General features: G+C 62.3%; 24 protein-coding genes. 12 read left to right on the forward strand and 12 right to left on the reverse strand.

Features of this window, described 5'->3' with window-relative positions; all coding sequences use genetic code 11:
• Positions 1-3: 3 nt before the first annotated feature.
• Positions 4-648 carry a helix-turn-helix transcriptional regulator gene (locus tag C0Z18_RS04715; RefSeq protein WP_102644208.1) on the reverse strand — a complete coding sequence of 215 codons (645 nt, stop codon included), beginning with the start codon at positions 646-648 and terminating at the stop codon, positions 4-6.
• Positions 649-709: 61 nt separating this feature from the next.
• Positions 710-1675, reverse strand: coding sequence for an ornithine cyclodeaminase family protein (locus C0Z18_RS04720; RefSeq protein ID WP_102644209.1), 966 nt, complete (start codon positions 1673-1675; stop codon positions 710-712).
• A 147-nt stretch (positions 1676-1822) separates the two neighbouring features.
• Between C0Z18_RS04720 and C0Z18_RS04725 the strand changes: the two genes are divergently transcribed.
• Both C0Z18_RS04725 and C0Z18_RS04730 read left to right on the forward strand, forming a co-directional pair.
• Entirely contained in the window at positions 1823-2602 is a 780-nt protein-coding gene (locus tag C0Z18_RS04725; RefSeq protein WP_102644210.1) for an ABC transporter substrate-binding protein, read from the forward strand.
• A 20-nt stretch (positions 2603-2622) separates the two neighbouring features.
• Positions 2623-3867, forward strand: a complete 1245-nt coding sequence (locus tag C0Z18_RS04730; protein ID WP_102644211.1) for an NAD(P)/FAD-dependent oxidoreductase — start codon at positions 2623-2625, stop codon at positions 3865-3867.
• A gap of 17 nt (positions 3868-3884) precedes the next feature.
• Here the strand turns inward: C0Z18_RS04730 and C0Z18_RS04735 are convergent, their stop codons facing one another.
• Positions 3885-5303, reverse strand: coding sequence for a cytochrome P450 (locus tag C0Z18_RS04735; protein ID WP_102644212.1), 1419 nt, complete (start codon positions 5301-5303; stop codon positions 3885-3887).
• Between the two features lie 138 nt (positions 5304-5441).
• Between C0Z18_RS04735 and C0Z18_RS04740 the strand changes: the two genes are divergently transcribed.
• The gene (locus C0Z18_RS04740; RefSeq protein ID WP_102644213.1) at positions 5442-6374 is read left to right on the forward strand and encodes a helix-turn-helix domain-containing protein; all 933 of its coding nucleotides are present in this window, start codon (positions 5442-5444) and stop codon (positions 6372-6374) included.
• A gap of 34 nt (positions 6375-6408) precedes the next feature.
• Here C0Z18_RS04740 and C0Z18_RS04745 read toward each other — a convergent pair whose 3' ends face one another.
• Positions 6409-7332, reverse strand: coding sequence for a LysR family transcriptional regulator (locus tag C0Z18_RS04745; protein WP_102644335.1), 924 nt, complete (start codon positions 7330-7332; stop codon positions 6409-6411).
• 111 nt (positions 7333-7443) lie between these two features.
• On the opposite strand from C0Z18_RS04745, the gene C0Z18_RS04750 reads away from it, so the two are divergent.
• Positions 7444-8187, forward strand: a complete 744-nt coding sequence (locus C0Z18_RS04750) for an SDR family oxidoreductase (RefSeq protein ID WP_102644214.1) — start codon at positions 7444-7446, stop codon at positions 8185-8187.
• 89 nt (positions 8188-8276) lie between these two features.
• Here the strand turns inward: C0Z18_RS04750 and C0Z18_RS04755 are convergent, their stop codons facing one another.
• Positions 8277-9065: an AraC family transcriptional regulator gene (locus C0Z18_RS04755; protein ID WP_102644215.1), complete on the reverse strand. Its 789-nt coding sequence runs from the start codon at positions 9063-9065 to the stop codon at positions 8277-8279.
• A gap of 153 nt (positions 9066-9218) precedes the next feature.
• On the opposite strand from C0Z18_RS04755, the gene C0Z18_RS04760 reads away from it, so the two are divergent.
• Positions 9219-9989, forward strand: coding sequence for an alpha/beta fold hydrolase (locus C0Z18_RS04760; protein WP_102644216.1), 771 nt, complete (start codon positions 9219-9221; stop codon positions 9987-9989).
• Between the two features lie 182 nt (positions 9990-10171).
• Here C0Z18_RS04760 and C0Z18_RS04765 read toward each other — a convergent pair whose 3' ends face one another.
• On the reverse strand, positions 10172-10570 hold the full coding sequence (locus tag C0Z18_RS04765; RefSeq protein ID WP_102644217.1) for a VOC family protein: 399 nt from the start codon (positions 10568-10570) through the stop codon (positions 10172-10174).
• Between the two features lie 863 nt (positions 10571-11433).
• Between C0Z18_RS04765 and C0Z18_RS04770 the strand changes: the two genes are divergently transcribed.
• Both C0Z18_RS04770 and C0Z18_RS04775 read left to right on the forward strand, forming a co-directional pair.
• Positions 11434-11760: a type II toxin-antitoxin system RelE/ParE family toxin gene (locus C0Z18_RS04770; RefSeq protein ID WP_102644218.1), complete on the forward strand. Its 327-nt coding sequence runs from the start codon at positions 11434-11436 to the stop codon at positions 11758-11760.
• Positions 11757-12038 carry a helix-turn-helix domain-containing protein gene (locus C0Z18_RS04775; protein ID WP_102644219.1) on the forward strand — a complete coding sequence of 94 codons (282 nt, stop codon included), beginning with the start codon at positions 11757-11759 and terminating at the stop codon, positions 12036-12038. The genes C0Z18_RS04770 and C0Z18_RS04775 overlap by 4 nt, the downstream gene beginning before the upstream one ends.
• 129 nt (positions 12039-12167) lie before the next feature.
• On the opposite strand, the gene C0Z18_RS04780 is transcribed toward C0Z18_RS04775, so the two are convergent.
• From C0Z18_RS04780 to dnaA, 5 genes are all read right to left on the reverse strand, one after another.
• Positions 12168-12563 carry a DUF7079 family protein gene (locus C0Z18_RS04780; RefSeq protein ID WP_102644220.1) on the reverse strand — a complete coding sequence of 132 codons (396 nt, stop codon included), beginning with the start codon at positions 12561-12563 and terminating at the stop codon, positions 12168-12170.
• A gap of 78 nt (positions 12564-12641) precedes the next feature.
• Entirely contained in the window at positions 12642-13550 is a 909-nt protein-coding gene (locus C0Z18_RS04785; protein WP_146013934.1) for a hypothetical protein, read from the reverse strand.
• 255 nt (positions 13551-13805) lie between these two features.
• The gene (gene gyrB / locus C0Z18_RS04795) at positions 13806-16277 is read right to left on the reverse strand and encodes a DNA topoisomerase (ATP-hydrolyzing) subunit B (RefSeq protein WP_102644336.1); all 2472 of its coding nucleotides are present in this window, start codon (positions 16275-16277) and stop codon (positions 13806-13808) included.
• Positions 16278-16471: 194 nt separating this feature from the next.
• Positions 16472-17575: a DNA polymerase III subunit beta gene (gene dnaN / locus C0Z18_RS04800; RefSeq protein ID WP_102644223.1), complete on the reverse strand. Its 1104-nt coding sequence runs from the start codon at positions 17573-17575 to the stop codon at positions 16472-16474.
• A gap of 250 nt (positions 17576-17825) precedes the next feature.
• Positions 17826-19430 (reverse strand): chromosomal replication initiator protein DnaA, encoded by a 1605-nt coding sequence (gene dnaA, locus C0Z18_RS04805; protein ID WP_102644224.1) that lies wholly within the window; start codon positions 19428-19430, stop codon positions 17826-17828.
• Between the two features lie 451 nt (positions 19431-19881).
• Between dnaA and rpmH the strand changes: the two genes are divergently transcribed.
• The 4 genes from rpmH (at position 19882) to yidC (ending at position 22531) form a co-directional block, all read left to right on the forward strand.
• Entirely contained in the window at positions 19882-20016 is a 135-nt protein-coding gene (gene rpmH / locus C0Z18_RS04810) for a 50S ribosomal protein L34 (RefSeq protein WP_004198824.1), read from the forward strand.
• A 74-nt stretch (positions 20017-20090) separates the two neighbouring features.
• A complete protein-coding gene (gene rnpA / locus C0Z18_RS04815; RefSeq protein ID WP_102644225.1) occupies positions 20091-20531 on the forward strand; it encodes a ribonuclease P protein component in 441 nt (146 codons plus the stop codon).
• A gap of 86 nt (positions 20532-20617) precedes the next feature.
• Positions 20618-20848 carry a membrane protein insertion efficiency factor YidD gene (yidD, locus tag C0Z18_RS04820; RefSeq protein WP_102612946.1) on the forward strand — a complete coding sequence of 77 codons (231 nt, stop codon included), beginning with the start codon at positions 20618-20620 and terminating at the stop codon, positions 20846-20848.
• Positions 20849-20878: 30 nt separating this feature from the next.
• Positions 20879-22531: a membrane protein insertase YidC gene (gene yidC / locus C0Z18_RS04825; RefSeq protein WP_102644226.1), complete on the forward strand. Its 1653-nt coding sequence runs from the start codon at positions 20879-20881 to the stop codon at positions 22529-22531.
• A gap of 115 nt (positions 22532-22646) precedes the next feature.
• Here yidC and C0Z18_RS04830 read toward each other — a convergent pair whose 3' ends face one another.
• The gene (locus C0Z18_RS04830; RefSeq protein ID WP_102644337.1) at positions 22647-23069 is read right to left on the reverse strand and encodes a helix-turn-helix domain-containing protein; all 423 of its coding nucleotides are present in this window, start codon (positions 23067-23069) and stop codon (positions 22647-22649) included.
• Positions 23070-23438: 369 nt separating this feature from the next.
• Between C0Z18_RS04830 and mnmE the strand changes: the two genes are divergently transcribed.
• Positions 23439-24842 carry a tRNA uridine-5-carboxymethylaminomethyl(34) synthesis GTPase MnmE gene (gene mnmE / locus C0Z18_RS04835; protein ID WP_102644227.1) on the forward strand — a complete coding sequence of 468 codons (1404 nt, stop codon included), beginning with the start codon at positions 23439-23441 and terminating at the stop codon, positions 24840-24842.
• Positions 24843-24885: the final 43 nt, after the last annotated feature.

A 24885-nucleotide genomic window follows, 5' to 3' on the forward strand; every position in this document is an offset into this window, starting at 1 on the left:
CCCTTAGGCCGCTCCTTCCTTCATCTGCTTCAGGTGCTTGTAGACGGTCGCCCGTCCCATTCCGAGCACATTGGCGACGTAGTTCGCCGCGCTTTTGCCGCGGAACGCCCCCTGCGCATGCAGCGCCTCGACGATCTCGCGCCGATGCTCGCGCGTGAGCCCGTTCAGGCCCAACTGGCGCTCCTGCAACCACGCATGCAAGAACGTATTGATACGCTCTTGCCAGTCGTCGCGAAAAAGCTCTTCCGGCTGCGCCACCACGCCCGCGCCCTTGATGAACAAATCGAGTGTGGAGCGCACGTCCTCGAACACGGCGATGTTGAAGTTGATGCACATCATGCCGGCAGGCTCACCCGCATCGTCGAACAACACGTTGCTGACGCAGCGCATCCGCCGCCCGTCCCAATTGAGCTTCTCGTAAGGGCCGATCACGCGTTCGCGCGCCGAATGCTGAACCTCCTCGAGCGCCGAATCGTCGCCCACCTCGCGCTTGGACAGGTTGTTCGCCAAGTAAAGGACCGTCTGGTCGTGCAAATCGTGGATCACCACCTCGGCGTAGGGAAAGAAAAGCGCGGCAATACCGTCTGCGATCGGCGCATAGCGCGTCAACAACAAGTCTTTGACAGGGGACGTTTTTTTCTTGCGCATCTTCGTTCAATTGCGTTCGAGGGATTGCCGCCGTCTTACGGCGAACGCGGGCGGCGCGGTGTCATTGTAGCGACTGCTTTTCGAGTAGATGCCGATAGAGCGCGTCGGCGACGGCCAGGTCTTCGAGACCGAGCCCGATCGACCGGAACAATACCGGCCGATCGAAGCTTGGCTTCTCGCATGCGCCGCTCACGAGAGCGGGCAAGTCGCCCTTGATATGGTCCGGCGACCACCCGTGCCGCTGCTGTGCGAGCTTCATTTCCCCGGCGCCGGCGGGCGTCGTCTTCGCGTAATCGCAATACACGTCCAAGTCCGGCAACCACGCGGGCGGGATCTCGTGCGCGTTCGCGACGTTCGTACTGATCGACGTCACGAGCGCAGGCTTGGTCAGCCATTGCGGCATCAGCACCGGGCTGCCCGACGACGTGCAAAGCATCACGACGTCGGCATCGCGCACGCAGGCCTCCGCACTTTCGCACACCTGCGCGCTGTCATGCGCGGCACGAACGGCGGCGCGCTTGTTCTCGTCGCCGGCCAGCTCCGGCGAGAAGACGCGGACCGATCGCCAGCCTCGCAGCGGGGCGGCATGGCGCAGATGCGCGAGCGCAACGGGCCCCGAACCGATCAGCGCGAGATGCGTCGCGTCAGCGCGAGCCAGTTCGGCGACGGCGAGCGCGGTGGTCGCGGCCGTGCGTTCCGTCGTCAGCAGTCCCGCATCGCACAACATCAGCGGCGCCCCCGTCTCCATCGACATCAGCGACGTCCATGCCGTGACGATCGGCTTGCCGCTCGTCACCAGATAAGGCGAAAGCTTGGCGCCGAACACCTTCTCGCCCGCCAACGCGCCGAGATAAGTGATGAAGTCGCCCGCGCCGTCCGGCAGCAACGTCAGCGTTTGCGGAGGCTGAACGGCTTGCTCGGCCGCCAGTGCCCGAAACATCGAGCGCAGCGAGGCCTCGATATCGAGAAACGGCAACGCCGAGCGAACCGTCCGGTCGTCGACGACAAGCGGCAGGGCAGTGTTCATGAACGCGATCTCCGTAATTTTGACAAGTGGACCAATCTATCCAAATTAGTCTATATTGGACTTGCAGTCTACACGATACTCGACATACGCGATCGCGTGCTTCGTCGACGCGAGCCGTAGGGATCATCACCGACAGGAATTTCCGCCATGAAGCTCAAGCCCTTCTTGCTGGCCGCCGCCGTTGCCTTCACGGCCGCTCACGCCTTCGCGCAAGCCCCCGATACGTTGCGTTTCGGGATCGAAGCCGCCTATCCCCCGTTCGAGAGCAAAACGCCGTCGGGCAAGTTGGTGGGCTTCGACGTGGATGTGGGCAACGCCGTCTGCGCGAAGATGAAGGTGAAGTGCGTCTGGGTGGAAAACGCGTTCGACGGTTTGATTCCCGCTTTGCAGGCACGTAAGTTCGACGTGATCAATTCGGCGATGAACATTACCGAGAAGCGTAAGGAGAGCATCGCGTTCACGCGGCCGATCTACGTCGTCCCGATCGTGATGATCGCCAAGCGCGGCTCGGGCTTGCTGCCCGATACGAAGATTCTGCGCGGCAAGCACGTGGGCGTGCTGCAAGGATCGTCGCAGGAGGATTTTCTGAAGAAGCATTGGGCGAATGCGGGCGTGGACATCGTTTCGTACCAGGACCAGGATCAGGTCTATTCCGATCTCGCGTCGGGACGGCTCGACGCTGCCGTTCAAGAAGCGCAAACGGCCGAGGACGGCTTCCTCGGCAAACCGAGCGGCGCGGGCTTCGAGATCGTCGGCGCGCCGCTCAGCGATCCGGCGACGCTTGGAGAAGGCACGGGCTTCGGTTTGCGCAAGAGCGATGCGGTGTTGCTGACGAAGGTCGAGGACGCGCTCGATGCGTTGAAACGAGACGGCACGCTGACGCAGCTTTCGCGCAAGTACTTCAAGCGCGACATCATCGCGAAGTGAGACCGGACGGTTCGGCCACCATGGATTTCGACGTCATCGTGCTCGGCGCGGGGATCGTCGGCGTATCGGCGGCCTTGCATCTGCAAGACCGAGGGCGGCGCGTCGCGCTCGTCGATCGCCGCGCCCCCGGCGAAGAGACGAGTTTCGGCAACGCGGGGCTGATCGAACGTTCGTCGCTGGTGCCGTACGGCTTCCCGCGAGACGTCGGCACGCTCGTTCGTTATGCCCGCAACCGGTCCACCGACTTGCACTGGGACTACAAAGCGTTGCCCGGCTATGCAACATGGCTCGCGCGCTTTTGGTGGGAATCGGCGCCTGAGCGGCTCAGCGCGGCGGCGCGCGACATGCTCCCGTTGATCGCCGCATCCGTGAGCGAGCACGATAAGCTCATCGAGCGCGCGGCGCTGACCGATCTCGTGCAGGCGCGAGGATGGATCGAAGCGTTCCGCACGCCGAAGGCGTTCGCGCGGGCAGCCGAAGAAGCCGACAGCGCGGTGCGCGAACACGGCTTGCGCGTCGACGTGCTCGACGCTCCGGCGCTGCGGGCTCGGGAGCCGGCCGTCGGCGCGGGCATCGTCGGCGCGATCCATTGGGCCGACCCGAAGAGCGTCCGCGACCCGGGCGCGCTCGTCAAAGGTTATGCGTCGTTATTCGAACGCGCGGGCGGGCAAATCTTGCTGGGCGATGCAACGGCATTGCGCATGTCGGATCGTGCTTGGGGCGTGCGCACGGAACACGGGGTGCTCGTTGCGAGAGAGGTCGTCGTGGCACTGGGTCCATGGTCGGACGCCGTGTTCGAACCGCTCGGCTACCATATCCCGCTGCGCGCTAAACGGGGCTACCACATGCACTATGGCAACGACGGGCCCGGCTTGTCCATGCCCATCGTCGATAGCGAGCTCGGTTATGTGCTGGCGCCCATGCGAGGCGACCGGCTGCGGCTCACGACGGGCGTCGAGATCGCGAAGCGCGGCTCCCCGCCCACGCCGATTCAACTGCACAGAGTCGAACCGCTGGCGCGCGAGACATTCGGAATCGGCGAGCGAGTGGATCCCGAACCGTGGCTCGGGATGCGTCCATGTACGCCGGACATGCGCCCCGTCATCGGACGAGCCCCGCGCCACCGCGGTTTGTGGTTCGCGTTCGGCCATAACCACCACGGGTTGACGCTGGGTCCGGTAACGGGCCGTCTGCTCGCCGAAATGATGACGGGCGAACAACCGTTCACCGATCCGGCGCCGTATCGACCCGGCCGCTTTCGATAACGACCGGCCCTCGATCGTTACCGAGCCTCGGCGATGGCCAAATGCAGCGGCTGCTCGGGACGCAGCGTGACGTTCAGCGTCGGACGCGGCGCGGCCATTGCCTCGGGAACCGATAACTCGAAACGCTGCAGCAGCATCGCCGCGATCACGGTCATCTCGGCCATCGCCAAGTTCTGCCCGAGGCATACACGCGGCCCTGTGCCGAACGGCATGTAGGCACCGCGCGGCAACTCCGGCGCATCGGGCGCGAACCGCTCCGGGCGGAAGACTTCGGGTTCGGGGTACCAACGCTCATCGTGATGCATGAGTTGCACGGGCAACATGAACATCGTGGGCGTGGACACTTGCCATGGCCCGACACTTACGGTCTTCGTATTGATACGGCCCAGCAACAAAGGCACGACCGGATAGAGCCGCATGCTCTCCTTGATCGTCTGCGTCAGGTATTGCATCGACGGCAATGCCTGCGCGGTAGGCACGCGCCCCTCCAGTACGCGTCGAACCTCTTCGCGCGCAGCCGCTTGCGCGGATGGATTCGAGGCCATGCACCACGCCCACCAGACCAGCGCAGCCGCGGTCGTTTCGTGACCGGCCAAGAACGTCGTCATGCATTCGTCGCGCACGGCTTTGAGCGGCCACGTGGACGGATTTTGCTCGTGCAATTCGAGCAGCATCGTCAGCAGATCGCCGGGCCACGTATCGCGCGGCGTACGCAGGCGCGCTTGAATATGCCGCGTGATCAAACCGTCCAAATCGGCCATCGCACGACGCTTCTCACGCTTCCAGGGTACCCAATCGGGCCAACGCACCGGCCAAAAGAATTCTCGGTTGACGGCCACGCTCGTCACGCGGATCGCTTCTTCCGCGATACGCGCATCGCTGCCGACGCCGCTCGAAAACGTCATGCGCATGATGACGTCCATCGTGAGCGACGTGAGTTCGCTTTCGATAGCCCAATGCGAATCGCGTGCGGGCCAATGCGCCAGCGTCTTTTCGACGGTATCGGCGATCGTCGGCATAAAACCCTGCACCGCTTTCGGAGAAAAGCTCGGCTGCAACGCGTGCCGCTTCGTGCGCCATGCTTCGCCCTCCGCCACGAGGACGCTATTGCCGTGCACTTGGCCGAAGACGTTCCTCGCGCGCTCCCAGCGAACCAGCGAGTCGTGGTGCGTCAAGAGCAGATCGCGGACGAGTTCGGGATCGGTGACGACAACGGCATGCGAGGGCTGGATGCGCAAATGCACGACATCGCCGAATTGCTTCTTCCATTCGGCCAGCGTGCCGAGCATATCGCGCGACATTCGATTCAATAGACCCCATCCGGTGATACAGAAGGGGCCGGGGGGCCACACGCCGGGAGGATGCTTCGGTGCCGACGAGGACGGCGGCGGGGCGTCGTGATGCAATGGGCAGCGGGAGGAGGATGGCGAGTTCATGATCGTCTACCGATGGCCTCTATTCGCGATGTGTAGTTTAGCTTCGTTTAGGCGACATGATTGACGAAGCGGCTCAGCGTGTCTTGAACGCAAACGACATCGACAGACGCCCACGGCCGCCTTGTATACTCGGCGCTCATGTCTCTACCCGCTTCGCATACGGTGCAGCGTTGCCCCGATCCGTCGATGCGCGCGCCGCTTGCGGGCGGCATCGAGCGTCCGCACTCGCGTCTATACCTTGCGCCGCCCGCATTGCAAGGCGCCGTGGTGGCGATCGTCTGCCGCGACACGCGCGGCTATGCACTGACCGACGCGCAGCGCCTCACGCATTTCCCTGCGGTGCCGGTCGTGACGCTTTCGTGGTTCGTGGGCGGGTGCATGGGCATGATCGAGGGAGGACCCGAAGCACCAATGTGGCGGCGGTTGGAGACGGCATTCGCGCTATCGGGCAGCCAGTCGCGGCCCACGACGGCTTGGACGCCCGACTGCGGACGCATCGGCATGATTTGCTTCGACGTCGATGCGGCACGCGCGCTGTTCCGCATCGATTTGTCCGTGATTCAGGATACGGTGGTTCCGGCCGAGCCGTTGCTCGGGCCCGATTGGCGCGCGTTTTTCGATGCATTGCTGGCCGCGCAGACCGACGACGCCACGCTCTACGCGATACAACAACACCTTGCCGCGCCTTGGCGCCAGGCTAGAGCCGGCTCGGCGCGTTCGCCGCTGCGCGAAGCGGGCCGCTATTGGGTCGAACGACTTGTTTGGAAGGCGCGCGAGTGGGGCCGCACGCATAGTCCGCGTCAAGTGGAGCGCCGTATCAAGGCGTTCAGCGGGCGCTCGTTGCGCGAGTGGCAAACGCTGATCAAAACCGAAAGCTTGTTCTTCAGCGCGCGAGAGCGCTACGAGACGGGACAAGCGTTGGACTGGGCCGCACTCGCGCAAGACGAGGGGTTCGCCGATCAGGCTCATTTGAGCCGTGCCGTCAAACGCACTACCGGTTTTTCTCCGACCGAGTTCGTGCAACGCTTCGCCGAGGACGAGTCGTTCTGGATGTATCGGCTGTGGGTGTGATCGACAGGGTTTCAAGCTCCACTGCATGCGCTCGTTAAGCGTGTTCCGTTACGGGATCGTCTTCATCCAATAGGGCGGGCAACTGCGACTCCAGCCATGCCACGACGGTGGCAGTTTTAGCAGGCGCCCTTCGCGGCGACGGATAGATCGCATGCACCGGCAAGTCGGGTAGCGAGTGATCGGGCAATACCTGCACGAGTTGCCCGCTCGCGACTTCGCCGCGGCACACCGGCCGGTGCAATACGCCAATTCCATTGCCTGCAACGAGGGCCGCGAGCAACGGCCGCCAATGATTGCAGCGCCATGCGCTGCGCACATGCGCCGTCACGGGCGCGCCATCGGGGCCGTCGAGATGAAGCTTTCCGTCGCGTGCGATGCCATCGATATGGACGAACGGATGGGCGGCGAGCGCAGCGGGCGATGCAGGCGAGCCGGCCTGTGCCAAATACTTCGGCGATGCCAAGAGCAGCCTACGCACACGGCCCAGCGGACGCGCGACAAAGCTGCCCTCGCCGAGCCTGCCGACTCGAATCGAGACATCGACACCCTCGATCACCGGATCGACGAAGCGATCGTTGAGCACCAAGTCGATGGAGAGTTCGGGATGACGCTGCTGCAGCGTGGCCAGTAGCGGCGGCAGCAGTAGCTCGCCTAGTGCATGCGGCGCGGCCATGCGTAACGTGCCGCGCAACTGCCGGTTGAACGATGTGACGCTCGCCGCCGCCTCGTCGGCTGCCTCTAGTGCCGTCTTGGCGTGGGTATAAAAGACCGCGCCGATATCGGTCACGTTCACGGAGCGCGTATTGCGATCGAGCAGCCGGGCGCCTAGGTGGCGCTCCAACTGACGCAGACGTTCGCTCACGGCAGGCTGCCCGAGCCCGAGATCGCGCCCGGCCGCGGAGAGCCCTCCGCACTCGACGACGCGTACGAAGACGCGCATAGCTAGAAGAATGTCCATGCGCCGCAATTTATCAAATATTTCGATGACGATCATTGAACGCCGGCGCGTTCTCTTTCGCTTGGCTCAACGACACCATGACGACTCTTTCTTTATCGATCGGAGAATGTGATGAGTGAAGCGATTGTCGACGGCGTCCGTTCGGTGCTCGCGGGCCGACATGTGGTGGTCGTTGGAGGTACGTCCGGCATTGGCTTGGCCGTGGCGCGAAATGTCGTTCGCAGCGGGGCCGAGGTCACGCTGGTCGGGCGCGATGGCGACCGGCTGCGGCGCGCGGCTGACGAAATCGGCGGCGCACGGCAATGCATCGGCGATTTGCACGATAGCGCGGCGTTTCCCGGAGTCTTCGGCTCGCTTCCGGACATCGATCATCTGGTGGTCACGGCCGGCACCGCGTCTTTGAAAACGTTGCGCGAAAGTACCGCCGAGGATTTGCGTTCGACGGTGGAGGAACGACTGGTGGGACCGCTCTCGATCGTGCGCGCGGCACTCGACCGGCTGCGGCCGACGGGCTCCATCGTGTTGACTTCCGGCCTGCTGGCGGAGCGGCCCACGCAACGTGGCGCGATCCTGGCGGGCGCCGTCGCCGCGGTTGAAGCGATCGTGCGCTCGCTTGCTCTCGAACTCGCGCCGATCCGTGTCAATGCCGTATCGCCCGGGCTCGTCGATACGCCGCTGCTCGATAGCTTCTTCGGAGAGGCGAAGCACGAGGCGCTGGCATCGGCCGCCGCGGCTTTACCGACGCGGCGTATCGGGCGCCCGGACGATATCGCTCAGGCCGTGGGTCTGCTGCTCAGCAGCGGTTTTATGACGGGGGAAGTCGTGCACGTGGACGGTGGCGGGCGTTTGATATAACGAGCCTCGCAGATCGCAGGGGGCCGCGCTTGCTATCCCACGCTCGGACGCGGTTGTGCGAGTTGTCGCGCTGCCGGATGGCTTACCGCTTACGACGCTCGACCGGCTTCCTCCAAATAGCGGCTAGGCGCTTGGCCGGTTGCGAGTCGGAAGGCGCACGCGAAGGCGCTCGGGCTTGCGTAGCCGAGGTCCATCGCTACGCGTGTCACTGCCTGCCCCTCGCCCAAACGCGCGACGGCCGCCAGCAAGCAAACCTGCTGACGCCACTGCGCGAAGCTCGCACCGGTCTCCGAGCGGAACATACGCGTGAACGTCCGCCGACTCATGCCGGCGTCGGCGGCGACTTCATCGAGGCTAATCGTTATCGACGGTGTGTCGAATACCCGTCGACAAACGCGCGCAAGCCGAGGATCGGCCGGTAATGGCGCGTGAAGCGGCAATTCGGGCATCGACGCGATTTCCGCGACGAGCAGACTCATCAGCTTACCGGCGCGTCCGTCCAGGTCGTAGAGCGCGGGCACGTCGACGGCTTCCTCGAGCAACTGTGTCAGCAACGCAGATACGCCCACCACGCAGCAGCGCGAAGGCATTCCGGCTGCGTCGGCCTCGTCCCGTGTGATGAAAGTGTTGAGCATGGTGACCTTGCCGCTCATGGTCATCGCGTGCTCGATGCTCGGCGGCACCCAACACGCCCGGCGTGGCGGCACGAGCCATCGGCCCTCGGGCGTTGCCACGCTTATCGTTCCGCGCGATGCGAACGCGAGTTGACCACGGCGGTGGCTATGAGCGGGGAAGGTCGAACCCGCAGCGTAGTCGTTTGCGGTTACGACAACGCTACGTGGGATGTCTTCGAAAGGATCGACCAGGGTGCTTCGCATGGCCCGAATTCTACAGTGCTTGACCCGGCTTCGAAGGCGGGCCTCGAGCGACGCACCTACGATGCACGGCATAGAACGTACGCAGCATGCGCGATCCGGCGGTTGTGCCTGGGCGACGCGAAAAGAAGACATCCGTTTTACATTGAGATCGATATGCCGAACACGTTTCATCGAGTGGGCCATGGCCCTCGCCCCGTCATCGTCCTCCATGGCTGGTTCGGCGATGCGCATTCCTTCGAACCCATGGAGCCATGGCTTTCGAAGGAGGCGTTCAGCTATGTGTTCATGGACTACCGCGGGTATGGTGGAATGCGAGCCGCGCTAGGGGCCTATACGATCGACGAAATCGCACGCGATGCGCTTGCGTTGGCCGACGCGCTCGGCTTCGAGACGTTTAGTCTGATCGGCCACTCGATGGGTGGAATGGCCGTGGAACGTATCGCCGCGCTTGCACCCGATCGCGTGCGGGCGCTGGTCGGCATCGCTCCCGTTCCTTGCGGGGGAGTTCGGTATGACGCCGCAACGCGCCGCTTCTTGGAAGCGGCTGCCGGTAGTGAAGACACTCGGCGGGCAATCATCGACCGAAGTACCGGCGCACGTCTGCCCCGCTCATGGGTCGAATGGAAAGCGGCGTATTCGATGACGGCCTCGTCACCCGATGCGTTCGCAGCTTATCTTCACGCTTGGGCCGACACCGATTTCAGCGAAGCGATCGATGGAGAACATCGCGTTAAAGTGCTCGTAGGCGATCACGACCCGACCTTTAACGCGGAATTGATGAGGCAGACGTACTTGCGCCGCTATCGGCATGCCACGGTCGAGGTATTGCGCAACGCAGGGCACTATCCGATGAATGAGACGCCGCTGGCACTGGCTGCAGCGATCGAGACGTTTCTTTTCGGCGCCCCAATGCGAGCGAGATAGACGCGCCGGCCGGCGTGATGCCGATCGAGTGGCGCTTTCATCCGGGCCAGTATCGCTCACGGCCGTCGGCTTACTGCTCGCGTGCGGCTTTTTGACGGGAGAAGTCGTGCACGTGGACGGTGGGGGCGGTTGATATAACGCGTCTTGACGATCGAAGGCGCCCGGCTTATTTCTTAAGACCGCTACTCGAACACCGGATCGTGACAACAGACGCAAAGCTTGTTGCCATCCGGATCGCGGAAATAGGCGCCGTAGTAGTCGGCGTGGTACTGCGGTCTTAAGCCGGGTGCGCCTTCGCATGTGCCGCCGTTCGCGAGTGCGACGGCGTATGCATCATCGACGCTCTTTCGATCGATCGCCAGCAGTCCCACCATCTGGCCGTTACCGGCTTGAGCGGGGTTGCCGTCATAGGGGCCGCCGATCACCAAGAGTGGCCGCGGCTTGTCCTTGGCCATCCATCCGGCCCATGGCTTGTCTCGCTCGCAGAATTTCAATTCATGCCCAAGCGCGGACATGACCGCCGAATAGAACGTAAATGCGCGATCGAAGTCGTTCACGCCGAGGCATACGTGCGAAATCATGGGGGTCTTCTGAGATGGGATGGCTATCGCGATGGGCATCATCACATCGGAGAGGTTTGAGCGCAATCGCCGATCGGAGAGGCAGAGGTGGCTCTCCCGCAATGAACACCGAATCGAGCATCCTCGGCATGCCTGCGACAGTCATAGGGATATCAAGCGGCGGCCTTTAAGTAATGTGCCGCGCGGGAAATCGACGGTCGGTCTGACACTAGTCGGGATCGTCAGAATTTTCGTGCTTCGCGGTATTCCGCTATCGGCTACACTGGCGTTGATTTGGCGATGGAACGACCGGACAGTAACGGCCATCGCGACGGCGTAACAGCCTACTGGGTAGGACCTTAGAGAATGTGCAGAATCCGCCTCCGGGCGGATTTTGTGCTTTTGGCGGCAGAATAAGTCCTGCATCCACACAGCCGTCGCATCCCGGCAGCTACGCCAGGGCAAGAGCCGCGGCGGCAAACACACTCATCAGCTTGCCGATCCGGCGATCGCGATCATAGAGCCCCGACAGATCGATCGCCTCCTCGAACAACTGCGGCAGCAACACCGATGCGCGATAGCCACGGTGGCGCGGCGGTATTTCTTCTCCATTATCCCGGCTTTACACGACCGATGAAATCGCAAAGCGGCAGGCTGGCGTCGGTCGATGAACACCCGCTCCCGTCACCCTTGAGCCTATGACCCGGACGGCTGTTGGTCCGATTTCCGCCTCAATGCGTGGCGTCCGTAGCCGCTCGCAGTAAAAACCCTCCTCCGGGCAACCGGCACCTACCTCCCGGCACCTATAGCTCACCGGCCGATCGGCCCGGACGGTCTTGCGCTTACGAGGAGTTGCGCTTTATATCAAAACGGATATACTTTGAATGAAAGTGCTTTGTTTTCTAGGGAGCTCGCTGAAGCGCCTGCAGGAACTTCCGCACGATGCTCGTCGGGACCTCGGGTATCAGCTAGACAGAGTGCAGCGCGGACTACAACCGTATGACTTCAAGCCCATGCCGTCGATCGGCAGAGGTGTCGAAGAAATTAGGGTGTGGGACGAGGGGGGGACATATCGGGTGATTTACACCGCACGGCTAGCGGATACGGTGTACGTCTTGCATTGCTTCGAGAAAAAGACGCACGCGACGTGTCAGCAAGACATCGAGCTCGCCCGCTCTCGGTACAGCGACCTTAAGAAAGGGATGAAATGACTAAGACCCAAGTCTATAAAAGTGTTTGGGATGCCGTCTCGGACACGCCGGAGGAAGCCGCCAATCTGCGCGCACGCGCGGATTTGATTACGCAGATAGTCGCCATCATCGAGGCGAGTGACTGGAAACAAGCCGAAGCTGCGGCGCACTGCGGAGTCACACAACCCAGGATCAATGACCTGCTACGTGGGCGCATTTCGCGGTTTTCCTTGGACGCGCTTGTGAACATAGCGACCGCGCTTGGTCGCCGTGTACACATTGAACTAGAGGCTGCCTGAGAGCCATAAGTCCTGTATCCACACCGCCGTCGCATCCCGGCAGCAGGACCGCTGCCGCCGCACCCGTGATCGTAGCTGGAGGCTTCCTGCGAGCCCAGACAAGTGTGCTCCGTAGCTCGCTCGTTGAGCTCATCGGGGTTCTTTAGCTCCCTGGGCCGCCAAGGTCCGTTCCAACGCGGCCTCGACCGCCTTCCACGTGTCCCTCAGCCAAAACCGATAAAACAAGATATTGGCCTCGCATAACAGTCGGCGTGCGACGGATTGCTTCCGGCGAGCCAGCAAGTCGTTGATCTCGCGCTTGACTAGTTTCGCGTCGAAGCCCAGCCAAATGGGCGGAACCGGCGTCAGGAAGTTAGGCCCGCAGACGGGTGCCACTTCCCGAAAGAATATCTCCTGCAAGACCTCTCTCGGAAAGTTTCCAAGGCGCCGCGCTTCGAAGTCATAGTCGATTTCGGTGTCCACGAAAAACTCCGACATCACCTCCCAGATGAACTCCCGGTCGTTCTGGCTCAGCCCATCCAGCATGCTTGGACCTCTTCGATTCTTCGGCCGTGCACATCGTGCCCGAAGGCACCGATCGCTCCGATCAACGGTCGGGCGCGATCATTTCGTCTCGCGATCGACCGGCCCATTGACGAACGTGTACTGATCGGGTGACGGAAACACAAACACGCTGTAGGAGGCAAGCGACTCGGTTCCGATGCCCATATTCTGCGCGCTGACTCGCAGCGACAGGCGGCCAGACGGACCTACTTCGATATCGCCGGGCAGACCTACACCTAGAACAGGAGACCCAACCCACGCAATTTGTCGTTTTGGCGGCTTGCCGCCTTTCAGATCGAACTCCAGCTCAGAGCGTATCTCCGCATATCCCGCGCGAATCGCCGCGCGATACTGATCCAGTTGCTCACTCGACAGAGGGCTCTTCAACGCATCGAGAGGGAGGGTGCCCTTCAGCACGTAGCTATAGATTCCAATCCACGGTTTTGAGGAAGACTCACCCGCCGGGTGCTGATTCGATTCAACGCGAGCCGATACCAAAGTATTGATTCCCGCCTTCTCATCGGCTACGAATAGCTGGATGAACGGTTGGACCACCAAGGTATCGGGAGCAACGGGTGCATCGTCGGGCATCAATTTAACCGCCGGCCATGCCGCACGGGCCTCTGCCAACGCATCAACCGAATACACGCTAGAGTGGGCGCCGGACTTACCCATTAAATCAGTAATGCGCTCGACATTGATCCCGTTTGCAGCAACCCCAAGCGGACCGAATAGCAATCCAACCGCCAAACTTCCACCGGAAGTTTGTTGGAAAAACATCGATCGCCCCGGCACTTCGTATGCGTGAGGTAAGACATCGCCCTTCGAAGGTCGCACGGCACTGAGTTCGATGGTCGAGCCCGACAATTGCGGCGGGACTTGTGCAAGCTTGACGACTTGCAGGTTTCCGCAAGCAGCGACGATGCACGCGCCGAAAATCACGGAAAGAGTCTTGAGTATTTTTCTCATGTTATTTGCGTTAGTTATCTTCGAACGCGTGTGCGTTCTGATGTCCGTGACTGCGGCGCTGGGGCAAGCGTCTCACGTCGGCGAGACCACCGAATAGTGCCCATGCGGAGTGACTCGGACGAGCCGCTTAACGGCATCCAGCGACGGCCGTATCCTCGCGAGGAGAATCGGCCGCCGGGACTTCTTCACGAACCGCGGGAGTAATGTCTCATTTACCCACTGCAGTTTTCACTTTTCGCTTCGTCGTACTCAACCTCAAACGTCGATATTCCCCGCCCGCAACGCATTACTTTCGATAAACGCTCTACGCGGCTCGACATCATCGCCCATCAGCGTGGTAAAGATTCCATCGGCCGCAATCGCGTCCTCGATCTGCACGCGAAGCAATCGCCGCACGTTCGGATCCATCGTCGTTTCCCAGAGCTGTTCGGGGTTCATCTCGCCGAGCCCCTTATAGCGCTGCTTCGAAACATTGCGCTCAGCATCCGCAATCAACCACCGCATTGCGCCCTTGAAGTCCGACACGGCCATGCTCCGCTCGCCGCGCTTGATCAATGCATTCGCACCGATCAACCCCTTGAACGTATTCGCCGTATTGATGAGCTGCTGATAATCGGCCGTCAACAAGAAGTCCGCATCGATCACCGACTTCTTCACGTTCCCGTGATGCCGCCGCTCGACACAAATCGAGCGCAACTCACGCACGCCGTCGTACATCGCATACGCGCGCACTTCGGGCTTCAACGGGTCATTCTGCAACGCCGCCTCGAGCGCCTTGGCCGACGCTTCCGCCCCTGCCTCGCTCGACAAGTCGATTGCCACGCCGTCCATCACGGCTTCGAGCGCCTGCGCGTCGTATAGCCGACTCAACCGCTCCACCACGGCCTGCGCCAACAAATACGACCGCGCCAGTTCGCCAAGCGCGTCCCCAGCGATCGGCGCCGCGCCTTCCGAGGGCACGAGCTCCGAGCCCTGCAACGCGAGCCGCAGCATATGCGCGTTCAACTCGGCGCCATCCTTCAAATACCGCTCGTCCTTCCCGGCCTTGACCTTATACAGCGGCGGCTGCGCGATGTAGATATAGCCGCGCTCGATCATCTCCGGCATTTGCCGATAGAAGAACGTCAGGAGCAGCGTGCGGATGTGCGCGCCGTCCACGTCCGCGTCGGTCATGATGATGATGCGGTGATAACGGAGCTTATCGAGGTTGTAGTCTTCCTTGCCGATGCCGCAACCGAGCGCCGTGATCAGCGTCACGATCTGCTCCGACGAGAGCAGCTTGTCGTAGCGCGCCTTCTCCACGTTGAGCACCTTGCCGCGCAGCGGCAGGATCGCCTGGAACTTCCGATCGCGCCCTTGCTTGGCCGAGCCGCCTGCCGAGTCGCCCTCGACGATATAGATTTCGGACTTGGCCGGATCCTTCTCTTGGCAATCGGCCAACTTACCGGGCAGCCCCACGCCGTCGAGCACGCCCTTACGCCGCGTCATTTCGCGCGCCTTGCGCGCCGCGTCGCGCGCACGCGCCGCATCGACGATCTTGCCGCAAATGATCTTCGCGTCATTCGGCGTCTCGAGCAGAAACTCCTCGAGCGCCTTGGCCACGACCTCTTCCACCGGCGCGCGCACTTCCGACGACACGAGCTTGTCCTTCGTCTGCGAACTGAACTTCGGCTCCGGCACCTTCACCGACAGCACGCACGACAAGCCTTCGCGCATATCGTCGCCCGACGTCTCGACCTTCGCCTTCTTGGCGATCTCGTGATCGGCGATGTACTTGTTCATGACGCGCGTCATGGCCGCGCGCAAACCGGTCAAGTGCGTACCTCCGTCACGCTGCGGAATGTTGTTCGTGAAACACAGCACGCTCTCGTTGTAGCTGTCGTTCCACTGCATCGCCACTTCCACACCCACGCCGTCTTTCTCGCCGTTGATGTGGAAAATCGTCGGATGCAGCACCTGCTTCGTCTTGTTGATGAATTCGACGAAGCCCTTCACGCCGCCGGCCAGCGCGAAATCGTCTTCCTTGCCCGAACGCTGATCGGTCAAGCGGATACGCACGCCGTTGTTCAAGAACGAGAGCTCGCGGATACGCTTCGCGAGAATGTCGTAGTGATATTCGACCGAACCGAAGATGTCCACATCGGCCATGAAGTGCACTTCGGTGCCGCGGTTCTCGGTTTCGCCCACGTACTGCATCGGCGATACGCGCTCGCCGTCCATCTCTTCGATCACGCGGTTTTGCGGCACGCCGCGGTGAAACTCCATGAAGTGCTTCTTGCCGTCGCGGCGCACGGTTAAACGCAGCCAGCTCGACAAAGCGTTCACGCACGACACGCCCACACCGTGCAAACCGCCCGACACCTTGTAGCTGTTCTGGTCGAACTTGCCGCCGGCGTGCAGTTCGGTCATGACGATCTCGGCCGCGCTGCGCTTCGGATCGTGCTTGTCGTCGCGCTTGATGCCCGTCGGAATGCCGCGGCCGTTGTCGGTCACGGAAATCGAGTTGTCCGCGTGAATGATCACTTGGATGTCGTTGCAATAGCCAGCGAGGGCTTCGTCGATCGAGTTGTCGAGAACTTCGAACACGAGGTGATGCAAACCGGTGCCGTCCGACGTGTCGCCGATGTACATCCCGGGGCGCTTGCGCACCGCCTCCAGACCCTCGAGGATCTGGATCGACGAGGCGCCGTAGCTGTTGTCGGGTTGCGTATTGTGCTGTTCACTCATGGATATGTTCCGGTTCTGCATTCACTGCGGTTGTGCCGCGCGATACGTCGAACGCCCCAGAAAAGCCAGGCAGCGGCGCTGGTTTTCTTGCACTTTCGGCGGGGGCCGGCGGCGGGCGGCTCACTTTCACTCGCCCTTTTAGAAACGCCAAAGGGGCGCTGCGCCCCTTGGTTTCGTCTCGTTCGTGCTTCGCGTTAGATACGCATCGGCATGACGACGTACTTGAATTCCTCGTTCTCGGGAATCGTGATCAGCGCGCTCGAGCTCGCGTCGCCGACGCTCACTTGCAGCATGTCCACCTTCAGATTCGCGAGCACGTCGAGCAAGTACGTGACGTTGAAGCCCATGTCGATCGTGTCGCCTTGATAAGCGATTTCGAGTTCTTCCTGCGCCTCTTCCTGATCGGCGTTCGTCGACATGATCTTGAGCTGGCCCGGCTCGATCACGCAGCGCACGCCCTTGAACTTGTCCGACGTCAAAATCGCCGCGCGTTGCAGCGACCGCTGCAATTCGTCGCGGCCGATCACGAACGTGTTCTTGTGTGCCTTCGGAATGACACGCTGGAAGTCGGGGAACTTGCCCTCGACGAGCTTCGAGACGAGTTCCACCTGGCCGAACGTGAACTTCACTTGCGTCGAAGCGATATCGATCCGCAACGTGTCGTCGATGTCCTCGAGCAGACGCTGCAATTCGAGAATCGTCTTACGCGGAATGATCACTTCCTGACGCGGGAAGTCGCCGTCGATCTTCATCGACGAGAACGCAAGCCGGTGGCCGTCGGTGGCCACGGCCATCAACTGGCCGCCGTCCACCACGAGCAGCATCCCGTTCAAGTAATAACGGATGTCTTGCTGCGCCATGGCGAAATACACCATGCCGAGCAATTGGCGGAACGTCTTTTGCGGCACGGTCAAGCTCGCGCCGTAATCCTTCGCCTGAGCGACCGTCGGGAATTCGTCGGCCGCGAGCGTTTGCAGCGCGAACCGGCTCTTGCCCGATTGCACCGTCAAACGCTTGTCGGCCAGCGACAAGCTCACCTGCCCGTCCGGCATCGCACGCAAGATGTCGAGCAGCTTGCGCGCCGCGACGGTCGTGGCAACCGATTCGCCACCGACGCCGAAATCGGCGCGCGTGGTGATTTGCAACTCGAGGTCAGTCGACAGAAACGACACGTCCGGGCCGTTCTTGGTGATCAGCAAGTTCGCGAGGATCGGCAACGTGTGGCGGCGCTCGACGATGCCGCTCACGGTTTGCAGCGGCCTTAGGAGGTTATCTCTTTCGGTCTTGACCAGTTGCATAGGGTTCCTTCGTTGATATGACGGCAAACTCCGCCTCACCCGGCAGTTCGTTCGACGAAAGCGCCGATACCCCGCATATATTGCGCGCCTTCGCCCATCTGCCCGCGCGTTGTTCCCGCGCTTCCATCCCCGCCTCGATCGCGCTGCGAAGCACGGGGGGCTAAACCTATATTGTGCCTGAAAAATGACCCGCTTCCGCCAAAACGGGGGCCATGGACGCGCGCCCGGGCAACGAGCGCGCGCGCCGCGCTCAACCCTTCAGCGTTTGTTCCAGCACGTGCAGTTCGTGATTGAGCTGGGCGTCCTTGCCACGCTCGTCGGCGATCTTGCGCACGGCGTGCAGCACCGTGGTGTGATCGCGCCCCCCGAACAGTTCGCCGATCTCGGGCAAGCTCTTTTGCGTCAACTCCTTGGCGAGATACATGGCGATTTGACGCGGCCGCGCGATGTTCGCCGGGCGCTTCTTCGAATACATGTCGGCGACCTTGATGTTGTAAAAGTCGGCGACGGTCTTCTGGATGTTTTCCACCGAGATCTGGCGGTTTTGCACCGTCAACAGATCCTTGAGCGCTTCTTTGGTCAGCTCGATCGTGATCTCGCGCCCGTGGAACTTCGAGTAAGCGAGTATCTTGCGCAGCGCGCCCTCGAGCTCGCGCACGTTCGAGCGCAGGTGCTTGGCCACGAAGAAGGCGACGTCCTCGGAAAGGCTCACGCCTTCCGATTGCGCCTTGCGCATCAAGATCGCCACGCGCATTTCGAGCTCGGGCGGCTCGATCGCCACCGTCAACCCCGAATCGAAGCGCGAGATCAGACGGTCGTCGATGCCCGAGATTTCCTTCGGGTACGTGTCGCTGGTGATGATGACCTGCGCCTTGTTCGCAACGAGCGCCTCGAACGCGTAGAAGAATTCTTCCTGCGTCCGCGATTTCCCCGAGAAGAACTGAATATCGTCGATGAGCAGCAGATCGAGCGAGTGGTAGTAACGCTTGAAATCGTCGAACGCCTTGCGCTGGTACGCCTTCACCACGTCGGACACATATTGCTCGGCATGGATGTAGCGGATGCGCGCGCCGGCCTTGTCTTGCAACAGTTGATTGCCGATCGCGTGAATCAAATGCGTCTTGCCCAGGCCCACGCCGCCGTACAAAAAGAGCGGGTTGTACGAGATGCCGGGATTGTCGGCCACCTGAATGGCCGCCGCGCGCGCCAGTTGGTTGGCCTTACCGGTCACGAAGTTGTCGAACGTCAGCACCGGATTGAGCTTGGAGCGCTCGTACATCGATTCGGATTCGGGGCTGCCCGGCGCGGCGCCCGAGCTGGGGCGCCAGGTGCGGCGCGCGGCGGCCGCCTCGTGCGCGTCGACGCTCGGCAAATCGAGATCGGCCCCGTCGTCATGCGCCGCGTTCGCGCCGGAGGCGCCATTGGAACCGTTCCCCGCTTGGTTGGCGCCGAAACCGTTGACCGCGGGTTTAGCGCCCGGCGCCGCAACGCCCGCACCGCCTTCCATCGCCATGCCCGCCGCGCTCATGGCGGCGGCCGCCGAAGCGGGCACGCGCGGCAGCGGCACGCCGGAACCGGAACCGGCGCCGACGGCCGGGCGCATGCCGGCCTTCGGATCGAGGACGAATTGCACTTCCACGGGCGCCTGCCAGAAATCGCGGGCGAGATCGGAGATGCGGCCCGAAAACTGGCTCTTGACCCAGTCGAGCTTGAAGCGGTTCGGCGCGGCGATGGACAGCGTGTTCGCGGCAGCGTCGAAGGCGACCGGGGCCAACGGTTTGATCCACGTTACGTACTGCTGCGGCGTCAACTCGCGCTCCAGCAGTGCGGAACAGTGTTGCCAGAATTCGTTCATCAAGGCGATATCTTTTTAAGGCACGGCGACCCGCCGCCGCCCTCCCCCGCGCATCACGCGGCAAAGGACCCGGCGCGGCAAAGCGGGAAAGCCCCGCGGCCCGTCGCCACAAGGGATTGCGGCGAACCGGCCCTGGCGGAGCGGCGTGCTGGATTCTTGAAGTAAGGCGAGATTCTACCGCCAAACGCCCGGGCCCAGGAAGTTATCCACAGGGCCGGATCGTGCATCGCGCGCATGCCCTCGCGCGGGCCGCCGTAGCCAAAGCGCGTCGCCGCCGCACGCGAAGTGCACGTAAAGTATTGACGGCCAAGAGAAAAGCGGTTTAAATAGCGGGTTCCCGCGAAAGCGAACACCCTTTTTTCGACCCCGGCCCATTGCCTAGCGTTGATGTTGTTGTCTATAGCGCGCCTAGTGCCGATGCGTACGCGGTCCATTCTCAAGTGAGATCGACATGAAACGTACTTACCAACCGTCCGTTACGCGCCGCAAGCGCACCCATGGCTTTCGCGTGCGCATGAAGACCGCCGGCGGCCGCAAAGTGATCAACGCTCGCCGCGCCAAGGGCCGCAAGCGTCTGGCCATCTAAGTCGAAGGCGACGCGCGCCGTCGCTCTCCACGCGTACTTGCGCGGAGGCTGCCGGCACGGGCTGCACTTCCCTTATCGGGCCGGTTCCGTTGCGAGCACCAGCAGCCTTCCCAAAAGCCGCGAGGCTTCTCAAAACGGATGAATTTTCATCCGTTTTTCGTTTGCGCCCGTGGCGCCGCTCGACGCATTTCGTCGTCTATGCACGGCCGACGGGCCAGGCAGCCCGGCTGGGGCTCGTCGTCGGCAAGAAGTTTGCCGCGCGAGCGGCCACGCGCAATCTCGTGAAGCGGATCGCGCGCGAGAGCTTTCGCCTGCGCCGCGCCGAGTTCGACGGCTGGGATGTGCTGCTGCGTCTATCCACGCGTTTCGACAAAGCCGCGATGCCGAGCGCCGTCTCGCCGCCTTTGAGAGCGTTGTGTCGAACGGAAATCGAGATGCTGCTGGGCAAGGTGTCGCGCGAAATCGCGCGGCGCCAGGAACCCGCGCCGCCCGATTCGGATTCGGCGCAAAATTGATTCGACATGCGCGCGCGTTCGCCGATGCCCTCGGGCAACCGCCTCACGCGCCGCACCGCTCGGCGGGAGCGTCGCTCCCCGATGGTATGCAAACGGTACTGATCGCGTTGCTGCGTTTTTATAAGGTTGCCGTAAGCCCTCTGCTCGGCAGCCGGTGCCGTTTTTATCCCTCCTGTTCTGATTACGCGCGCGAGGCAATCCAGTATCATGGCGCCGCGCGCGGGAGTTACCTCGCGGTGAAGCGCTTATGCCGCTGCCATCCGTTTTCCGCGGGCGGAATCGATCTCGTTCCACCCGCACCCCCGAAAAAGCGCTGAAACGCCGCTCCATCGACTCTGAGACCACGCATGGATATCAAACGCACCATCCTATGGGCGATCTTCTTCGTGTCAGCCGTCATGCTGTTCGACAACTGGCAACGCGATCATGGCCGCCCGTCGATGTTCTTCCCGAACCCGACGCACACGCAGACGGCCACGGGCCCCGCCTCGGGTACGCCCGGCCTTGACGCCGCCGCCACGACGAGCGCTCCGGCACCGGTCGCCGGCACCGCGCCGGCTCAATCGCAGCCGCAAGCGCAACTGATCCACTTCAGCACCGACGTCTATGACGGCGAGATCGATACGCGCGGCGGCACGCTCGAAAAGCTCGTGCTGACCAAGAACGCGAATGCGGGCGGCGCACCGTTCAATGTCACGCTGTTCGACCACACCGCGAATCACACGTATCTCGCGCGCACGGGTCTGATCGGCGGCGATTTCCCGAACCACAACGACGTCTTCACGCCGGTTCCGGGCCCGCTCGCGCTCAGCCCCGACCAGAAGACGCTGACGGTGTCGCTCGAATCGCCGGTCAAGGGCGGCGTCAAACTCGTGAAGACGTACACGTTCACGCGCGACAGCTACGTGATCGGCGTCGATACGAAAATCGAAAACGTCGGCAACGTGAAGGTCAAGCCGAGCCTGTACATGGAAATCGTGCGCGACAGCCAAGCCGTCGAAACGCCGCGCTTCTCGCATACGTTCCTCGGCCCGGCCGTCTACACGAACGAGCATCACTTCCAAAAGATCACGTTCAGCGACATCGACAAGAACAAGCTCGACATCCCCAGTTCGGCCAATAGCGGCTGGATTGCGATGATCCAGCACTATTTCGCGACCGCCTGGATTCCGCAGCAGGATGCGGCGCGCGAAATCTACGTCGAAAAGATCGACCCGACGCTCTATCGCATCGGCGTACGGCAGCCGCTCGCCACGATCGATCCGGGCCAATCGACGAACGTGTCGGCGCGTCTGTTTGCCGGTCCCGAGGAAGAGCGCGCGCTGGAAGGCGTGGCACCCGGCCTCGAACTCGTGAAGGACTACGGCTACGTGACGATCATCGCCAAGCCGCTGTTCTGGCTGCTCGAGAAGATCCACGGCTTCGTGGGTAACTGGGGCTGGGCGATCGTCTTGCTCACCGTGCTCATCAAGGCCGTGTTCTTCCCGCTGTCGGCGGCGAGCTACAAGTCGATGGCGCGTATGAAGGAAATCACGCCGCGCATGCAAGCGCTGCGCGAACGCTTCAAGAGCGACCCGCAAAAGATGAACGCGGCGCTGATGGAGCTGTACAAGACGGAGAAGGTGAATCCGTTCGGCGGCTGCTTGCCGATCGTCATCCAGATCCCGGTGTTCATCTCGCTGTACTGGGTGCTGCTCTCGTCGGTCGAAATGCGCGGCGCGCCGTGGATTCTCTGGATTCACGACCTCTCGCAAGCGGACCCGTTCTACATCCTGCCGGTGCTGATGGCCGTATCGATGTTCCTGCAAACGCGCTTGAACCCGACGCCGCCGGACCCCGTCCAAGCCAAGATGATGATGTTCATGCCGATCGCATTCTCGGTCATGTTCTTCTTCTTCCCGGCCGGCCTCGTGCTGTACTACGTCGTGAACAACGTGCTGTCGATTACGCAGCAGTACTACATCACGCGCGTCATGGGCGCGAAGAAAAAGGCGGCCTGATCGCCGAACGCCGGCGCGCGGCATCGTCCGCGCGTTCCGGCGAGCCAAGCGCAAAAGCAAATCGCCCGGTCAATTGCAAAATTGCCGGGCGATTTGCTTTTCACGGATCCGACATTCAGCGCTCGGGGCGATCGCCGTAAAACTGCTCGATCAACTCCTGCACGAGATAGCGATGGTGCGCCGAGAGCGACTCGATCTTCGATGCGAGTTCGATCGTCTCGGGCGTAAGCGGGTACTTCTCGTCGCGCGGAAGCGGTTTGGGTGTCGTGCGCGCGGCCACGTTCGGCGCCGGACCGTAATGGAGCCAGTGCAAATCCACGCGTAGCCATTGCGCCAGCGTCAGCAGCTTATCGGCTGTCGGAATCGTGCGGCCGGTCAGCCACTTGTGGGCTGTTTGCGGGGAAATGGGGTTCTCGCCGTGGTGGCGCAGATTGAAATGCAACGCAAGCTGCGTCCCGCCCACCACTTTTTCGGGGCTGCGCTGCAAAGCGAACTTGAGGCGCTCGGAGAACGCCGCTTTTTCATCGACGGTTGGCATCGGCAAATTGTGCAATTCAGCCCACACCGAGGAGACAACCAGCCGGGTCAGCTTTAGCCCGATCGGGCGCGAATAACGGGCATTCGGAATGAGCGCAGAGGCGCGGTCGAACGGGCGTCGATCTTCTAGAACCCGCTTGACGCATGGCAATACGCCGATTCGATGCAGCCTGCTTATCTCAGTTCGTCTTAATTTTAGACTATCCCGAACGAGATAAATCTTAACTATGGTATCGGCTCCCCAGCGCGCCGGTGGCCTCCGCCGAGCGGCGTGCAAGCGCACGTTACAATGCCGGGTAGATGCGCCCAGGCGCCGCCGGGCGGCACCGGGCTCGGCGCGCGCATTCCTATTCATCGCTTTCGTCCAACCATGCTTCCTCTCGATTCCGATCCGATCGTCGCGATTGCCACCGCCCCTGGACGTGGCGGGATCGGTGTCGTGCGGGTCTCGTTCGGGCGCGCGGGCGAAGCCGCGGCGCACGCGTCGATGCAAGCGCTTTGCGGTCAAGTGCTCGCTCCGCGGCACGCGAGCTACGTGCCGTTCGTCGATGCGGCCGGCGAGGTGCTCGATCGCGGCATCGCGCTGTACTTTCCCGCGCCGCATTCGTACACCGGCGAACACGTGCTGGAGTTGCAAGGCCACGGCGGGCCCGTCGTGCTGCAACTCGTGCTGCAGCGCTGTCTCGAGGCGGGCCGGACGTTCAATCTTCGGTTGGCCGAGCCGGGCGAATTCACGCGGCGCGCGTTCTTGAACGACAAGCTCGATCTTGCTCAAGCGGAGGCCGTCGCCGATTTGATCGAAGCGAGCACCGAAGCCGCGGCGCGCTCGGCGGGGCGTTCGCTCGACGGCGCGTTTTCGCGCGACATCCATGCTCTGGTGGACGACGTGGTCGCCTTGCGCATGCTCGTCGAAGCCACGCTCGATTTTCCCGAAGAAGAGATCGACTTTCTCGAAGCGGCCGATGCGCGTGGCAAGCTCGCCCATATTCGTACGCGGCTCGATTACATCTTGGGCGAGGCGCGCCAGGGGGCGTTGCTGCGCGAGGGGTTGTCGGTCGTGCTCGCGGGGCAGCCGAACGTCGGCAAGTCGTCGTTGCTCAATGCGCTGGCCGGGGCGGAACTCGCGATCGTGACGCCGATCGCGGGAACGACGCGCGACAAGGTGACGCAGACGATTCAGATCGAAGGCATTCCGCTACATGTCATCGATACGGCCGGGCTGCGCGAGACCGAAGACGAGGTCGAGCGAATCGGTATCGCCCGCACGTGGAGCGAGATCGAGCGCGCGGACGTGGTCTTGCATCTGCTCGATGCGCGCTCGGGGATGACCGGCGAGGACGTCGAGATCGCTGGGCGCTTTCCGAGCGGCGTACCGGTGGTGCGGGTGTTGAACAAGACGGACTTGACGCCGATCGGGCCATGCGTGAATCGGCATGCGTCGACGGCGGCCGAGACCGAGGTTTGCGAAATTCGCTTGTCGGCGAAGCAGAGCGAAGGGATTGAACTACTGCGAGCCGAACTGCTGCGTATCGCCGGATGGCAAGCCGGGACGGAGAGCGTGTATCTCGCTCGCGAACGGCACCTGATCGCGTTGCGCGCGGCGCAGGAACATACGGCGCTCGCACAAGCGCATGCGCAAGAGCGCGCGCAATCGCTGGACTTGTTCGCCGAAGAATTGCGATTGGCTCAAGAGGAATTGAACTCGATCACCGGGGAGTTCACGTCGGACGATCTGCTCGGGGCGATTTTTAGCCGATTTTGTATTGGGAAGTGATCGGGGGACAAAACAACGAGCGCTAACCGGCCGTCGTATGGGT

This window comes from Trinickia dabaoshanensis, assembly GCF_002879885.1.
Lineage (GTDB): Bacteria > Pseudomonadota > Gammaproteobacteria > Burkholderiales > Burkholderiaceae > Trinickia > Trinickia dabaoshanensis.

Excerpts from the sequence above, each read along its gene's own strand:
- gyrB (WP_102644336.1), bottom strand. The coding sequence starts at position 16,277 with ATGAGTGAACAGCACAATACGCAACCCGACAACAGCTACGGCGCCTCG.
- C0Z18_RS04830 (WP_102644337.1), bottom strand. The coding sequence starts at position 23,069 with ATGCCAACCGTCGATGAAAAAGCGGCGTTCTCCGAGCGCCTCAAGTTC.
- dnaA (WP_102644224.1), bottom strand. The coding sequence starts at position 19,430 with ATGAACGAATTCTGGCAACACTGTTCCGCACTGCTGGAGCGCGAGTTG.
- C0Z18_RS04775 (WP_102644219.1), top strand. The coding sequence starts at position 11,757 with ATGACTAAGACCCAAGTCTATAAAAGTGTTTGGGATGCCGTCTCGGAC.
- C0Z18_RS04730 (WP_102644211.1), top strand. The coding sequence starts at position 2,623 with ATGGATTTCGACGTCATCGTGCTCGGCGCGGGGATCGTCGGCGTATCG.
- C0Z18_RS04780 (WP_102644220.1), bottom strand. The coding sequence starts at position 12,563 with ATGCTGGATGGGCTGAGCCAGAACGACCGGGAGTTCATCTGGGAGGTG.
- rpmH (WP_004198824.1), top strand. The coding sequence starts at position 19,882 with ATGAAACGTACTTACCAACCGTCCGTTACGCGCCGCAAGCGCACCCAT.
- C0Z18_RS04725 (WP_102644210.1), top strand. The coding sequence starts at position 1,823 with ATGAAGCTCAAGCCCTTCTTGCTGGCCGCCGCCGTTGCCTTCACGGCC.
- yidD (WP_102612946.1), top strand. The coding sequence starts at position 20,618 with ATGCAAACGGTACTGATCGCGTTGCTGCGTTTTTATAAGGTTGCCGTA.
- C0Z18_RS04770 (WP_102644218.1), top strand. The coding sequence starts at position 11,434 with ATGAAAGTGCTTTGTTTTCTAGGGAGCTCGCTGAAGCGCCTGCAGGAA.
- C0Z18_RS04785 (WP_146013934.1), bottom strand. The coding sequence starts at position 13,550 with ATGAGAAAAATACTCAAGACTCTTTCCGTGATTTTCGGCGCGTGCATC.
- C0Z18_RS04745 (WP_102644335.1), bottom strand. The coding sequence starts at position 7,332 with ATGGACATTCTTCTAGCTATGCGCGTCTTCGTACGCGTCGTCGAGTGC.
- C0Z18_RS04755 (WP_102644215.1), bottom strand. The coding sequence starts at position 9,065 with ATGCGAAGCACCCTGGTCGATCCTTTCGAAGACATCCCACGTAGCGTT.
- mnmE (WP_102644227.1), top strand. The coding sequence starts at position 23,439 with ATGCTTCCTCTCGATTCCGATCCGATCGTCGCGATTGCCACCGCCCCT.
- yidC (WP_102644226.1), top strand. The coding sequence starts at position 20,879 with ATGGATATCAAACGCACCATCCTATGGGCGATCTTCTTCGTGTCAGCC.
- C0Z18_RS04740 (WP_102644213.1), top strand. The coding sequence starts at position 5,442 with ATGTCTCTACCCGCTTCGCATACGGTGCAGCGTTGCCCCGATCCGTCG.
- C0Z18_RS04750 (WP_102644214.1), top strand. The coding sequence starts at position 7,444 with ATGAGTGAAGCGATTGTCGACGGCGTCCGTTCGGTGCTCGCGGGCCGA.
- C0Z18_RS04735 (WP_102644212.1), bottom strand. The coding sequence starts at position 5,303 with ATGAACTCGCCATCCTCCTCCCGCTGCCCATTGCATCACGACGCCCCG.
- C0Z18_RS04760 (WP_102644216.1), top strand. The coding sequence starts at position 9,219 with ATGCCGAACACGTTTCATCGAGTGGGCCATGGCCCTCGCCCCGTCATC.
- dnaN (WP_102644223.1), bottom strand. The coding sequence starts at position 17,575 with ATGCAACTGGTCAAGACCGAAAGAGATAACCTCCTAAGGCCGCTGCAA.
- C0Z18_RS04765 (WP_102644217.1), bottom strand. The coding sequence starts at position 10,570 with ATGATTTCGCACGTATGCCTCGGCGTGAACGACTTCGATCGCGCATTT.
- C0Z18_RS04720 (WP_102644209.1), bottom strand. The coding sequence starts at position 1,675 with ATGAACACTGCCCTGCCGCTTGTCGTCGACGACCGGACGGTTCGCTCG.
- C0Z18_RS04715 (WP_102644208.1), bottom strand. The coding sequence starts at position 648 with ATGCGCAAGAAAAAAACGTCCCCTGTCAAAGACTTGTTGTTGACGCGC.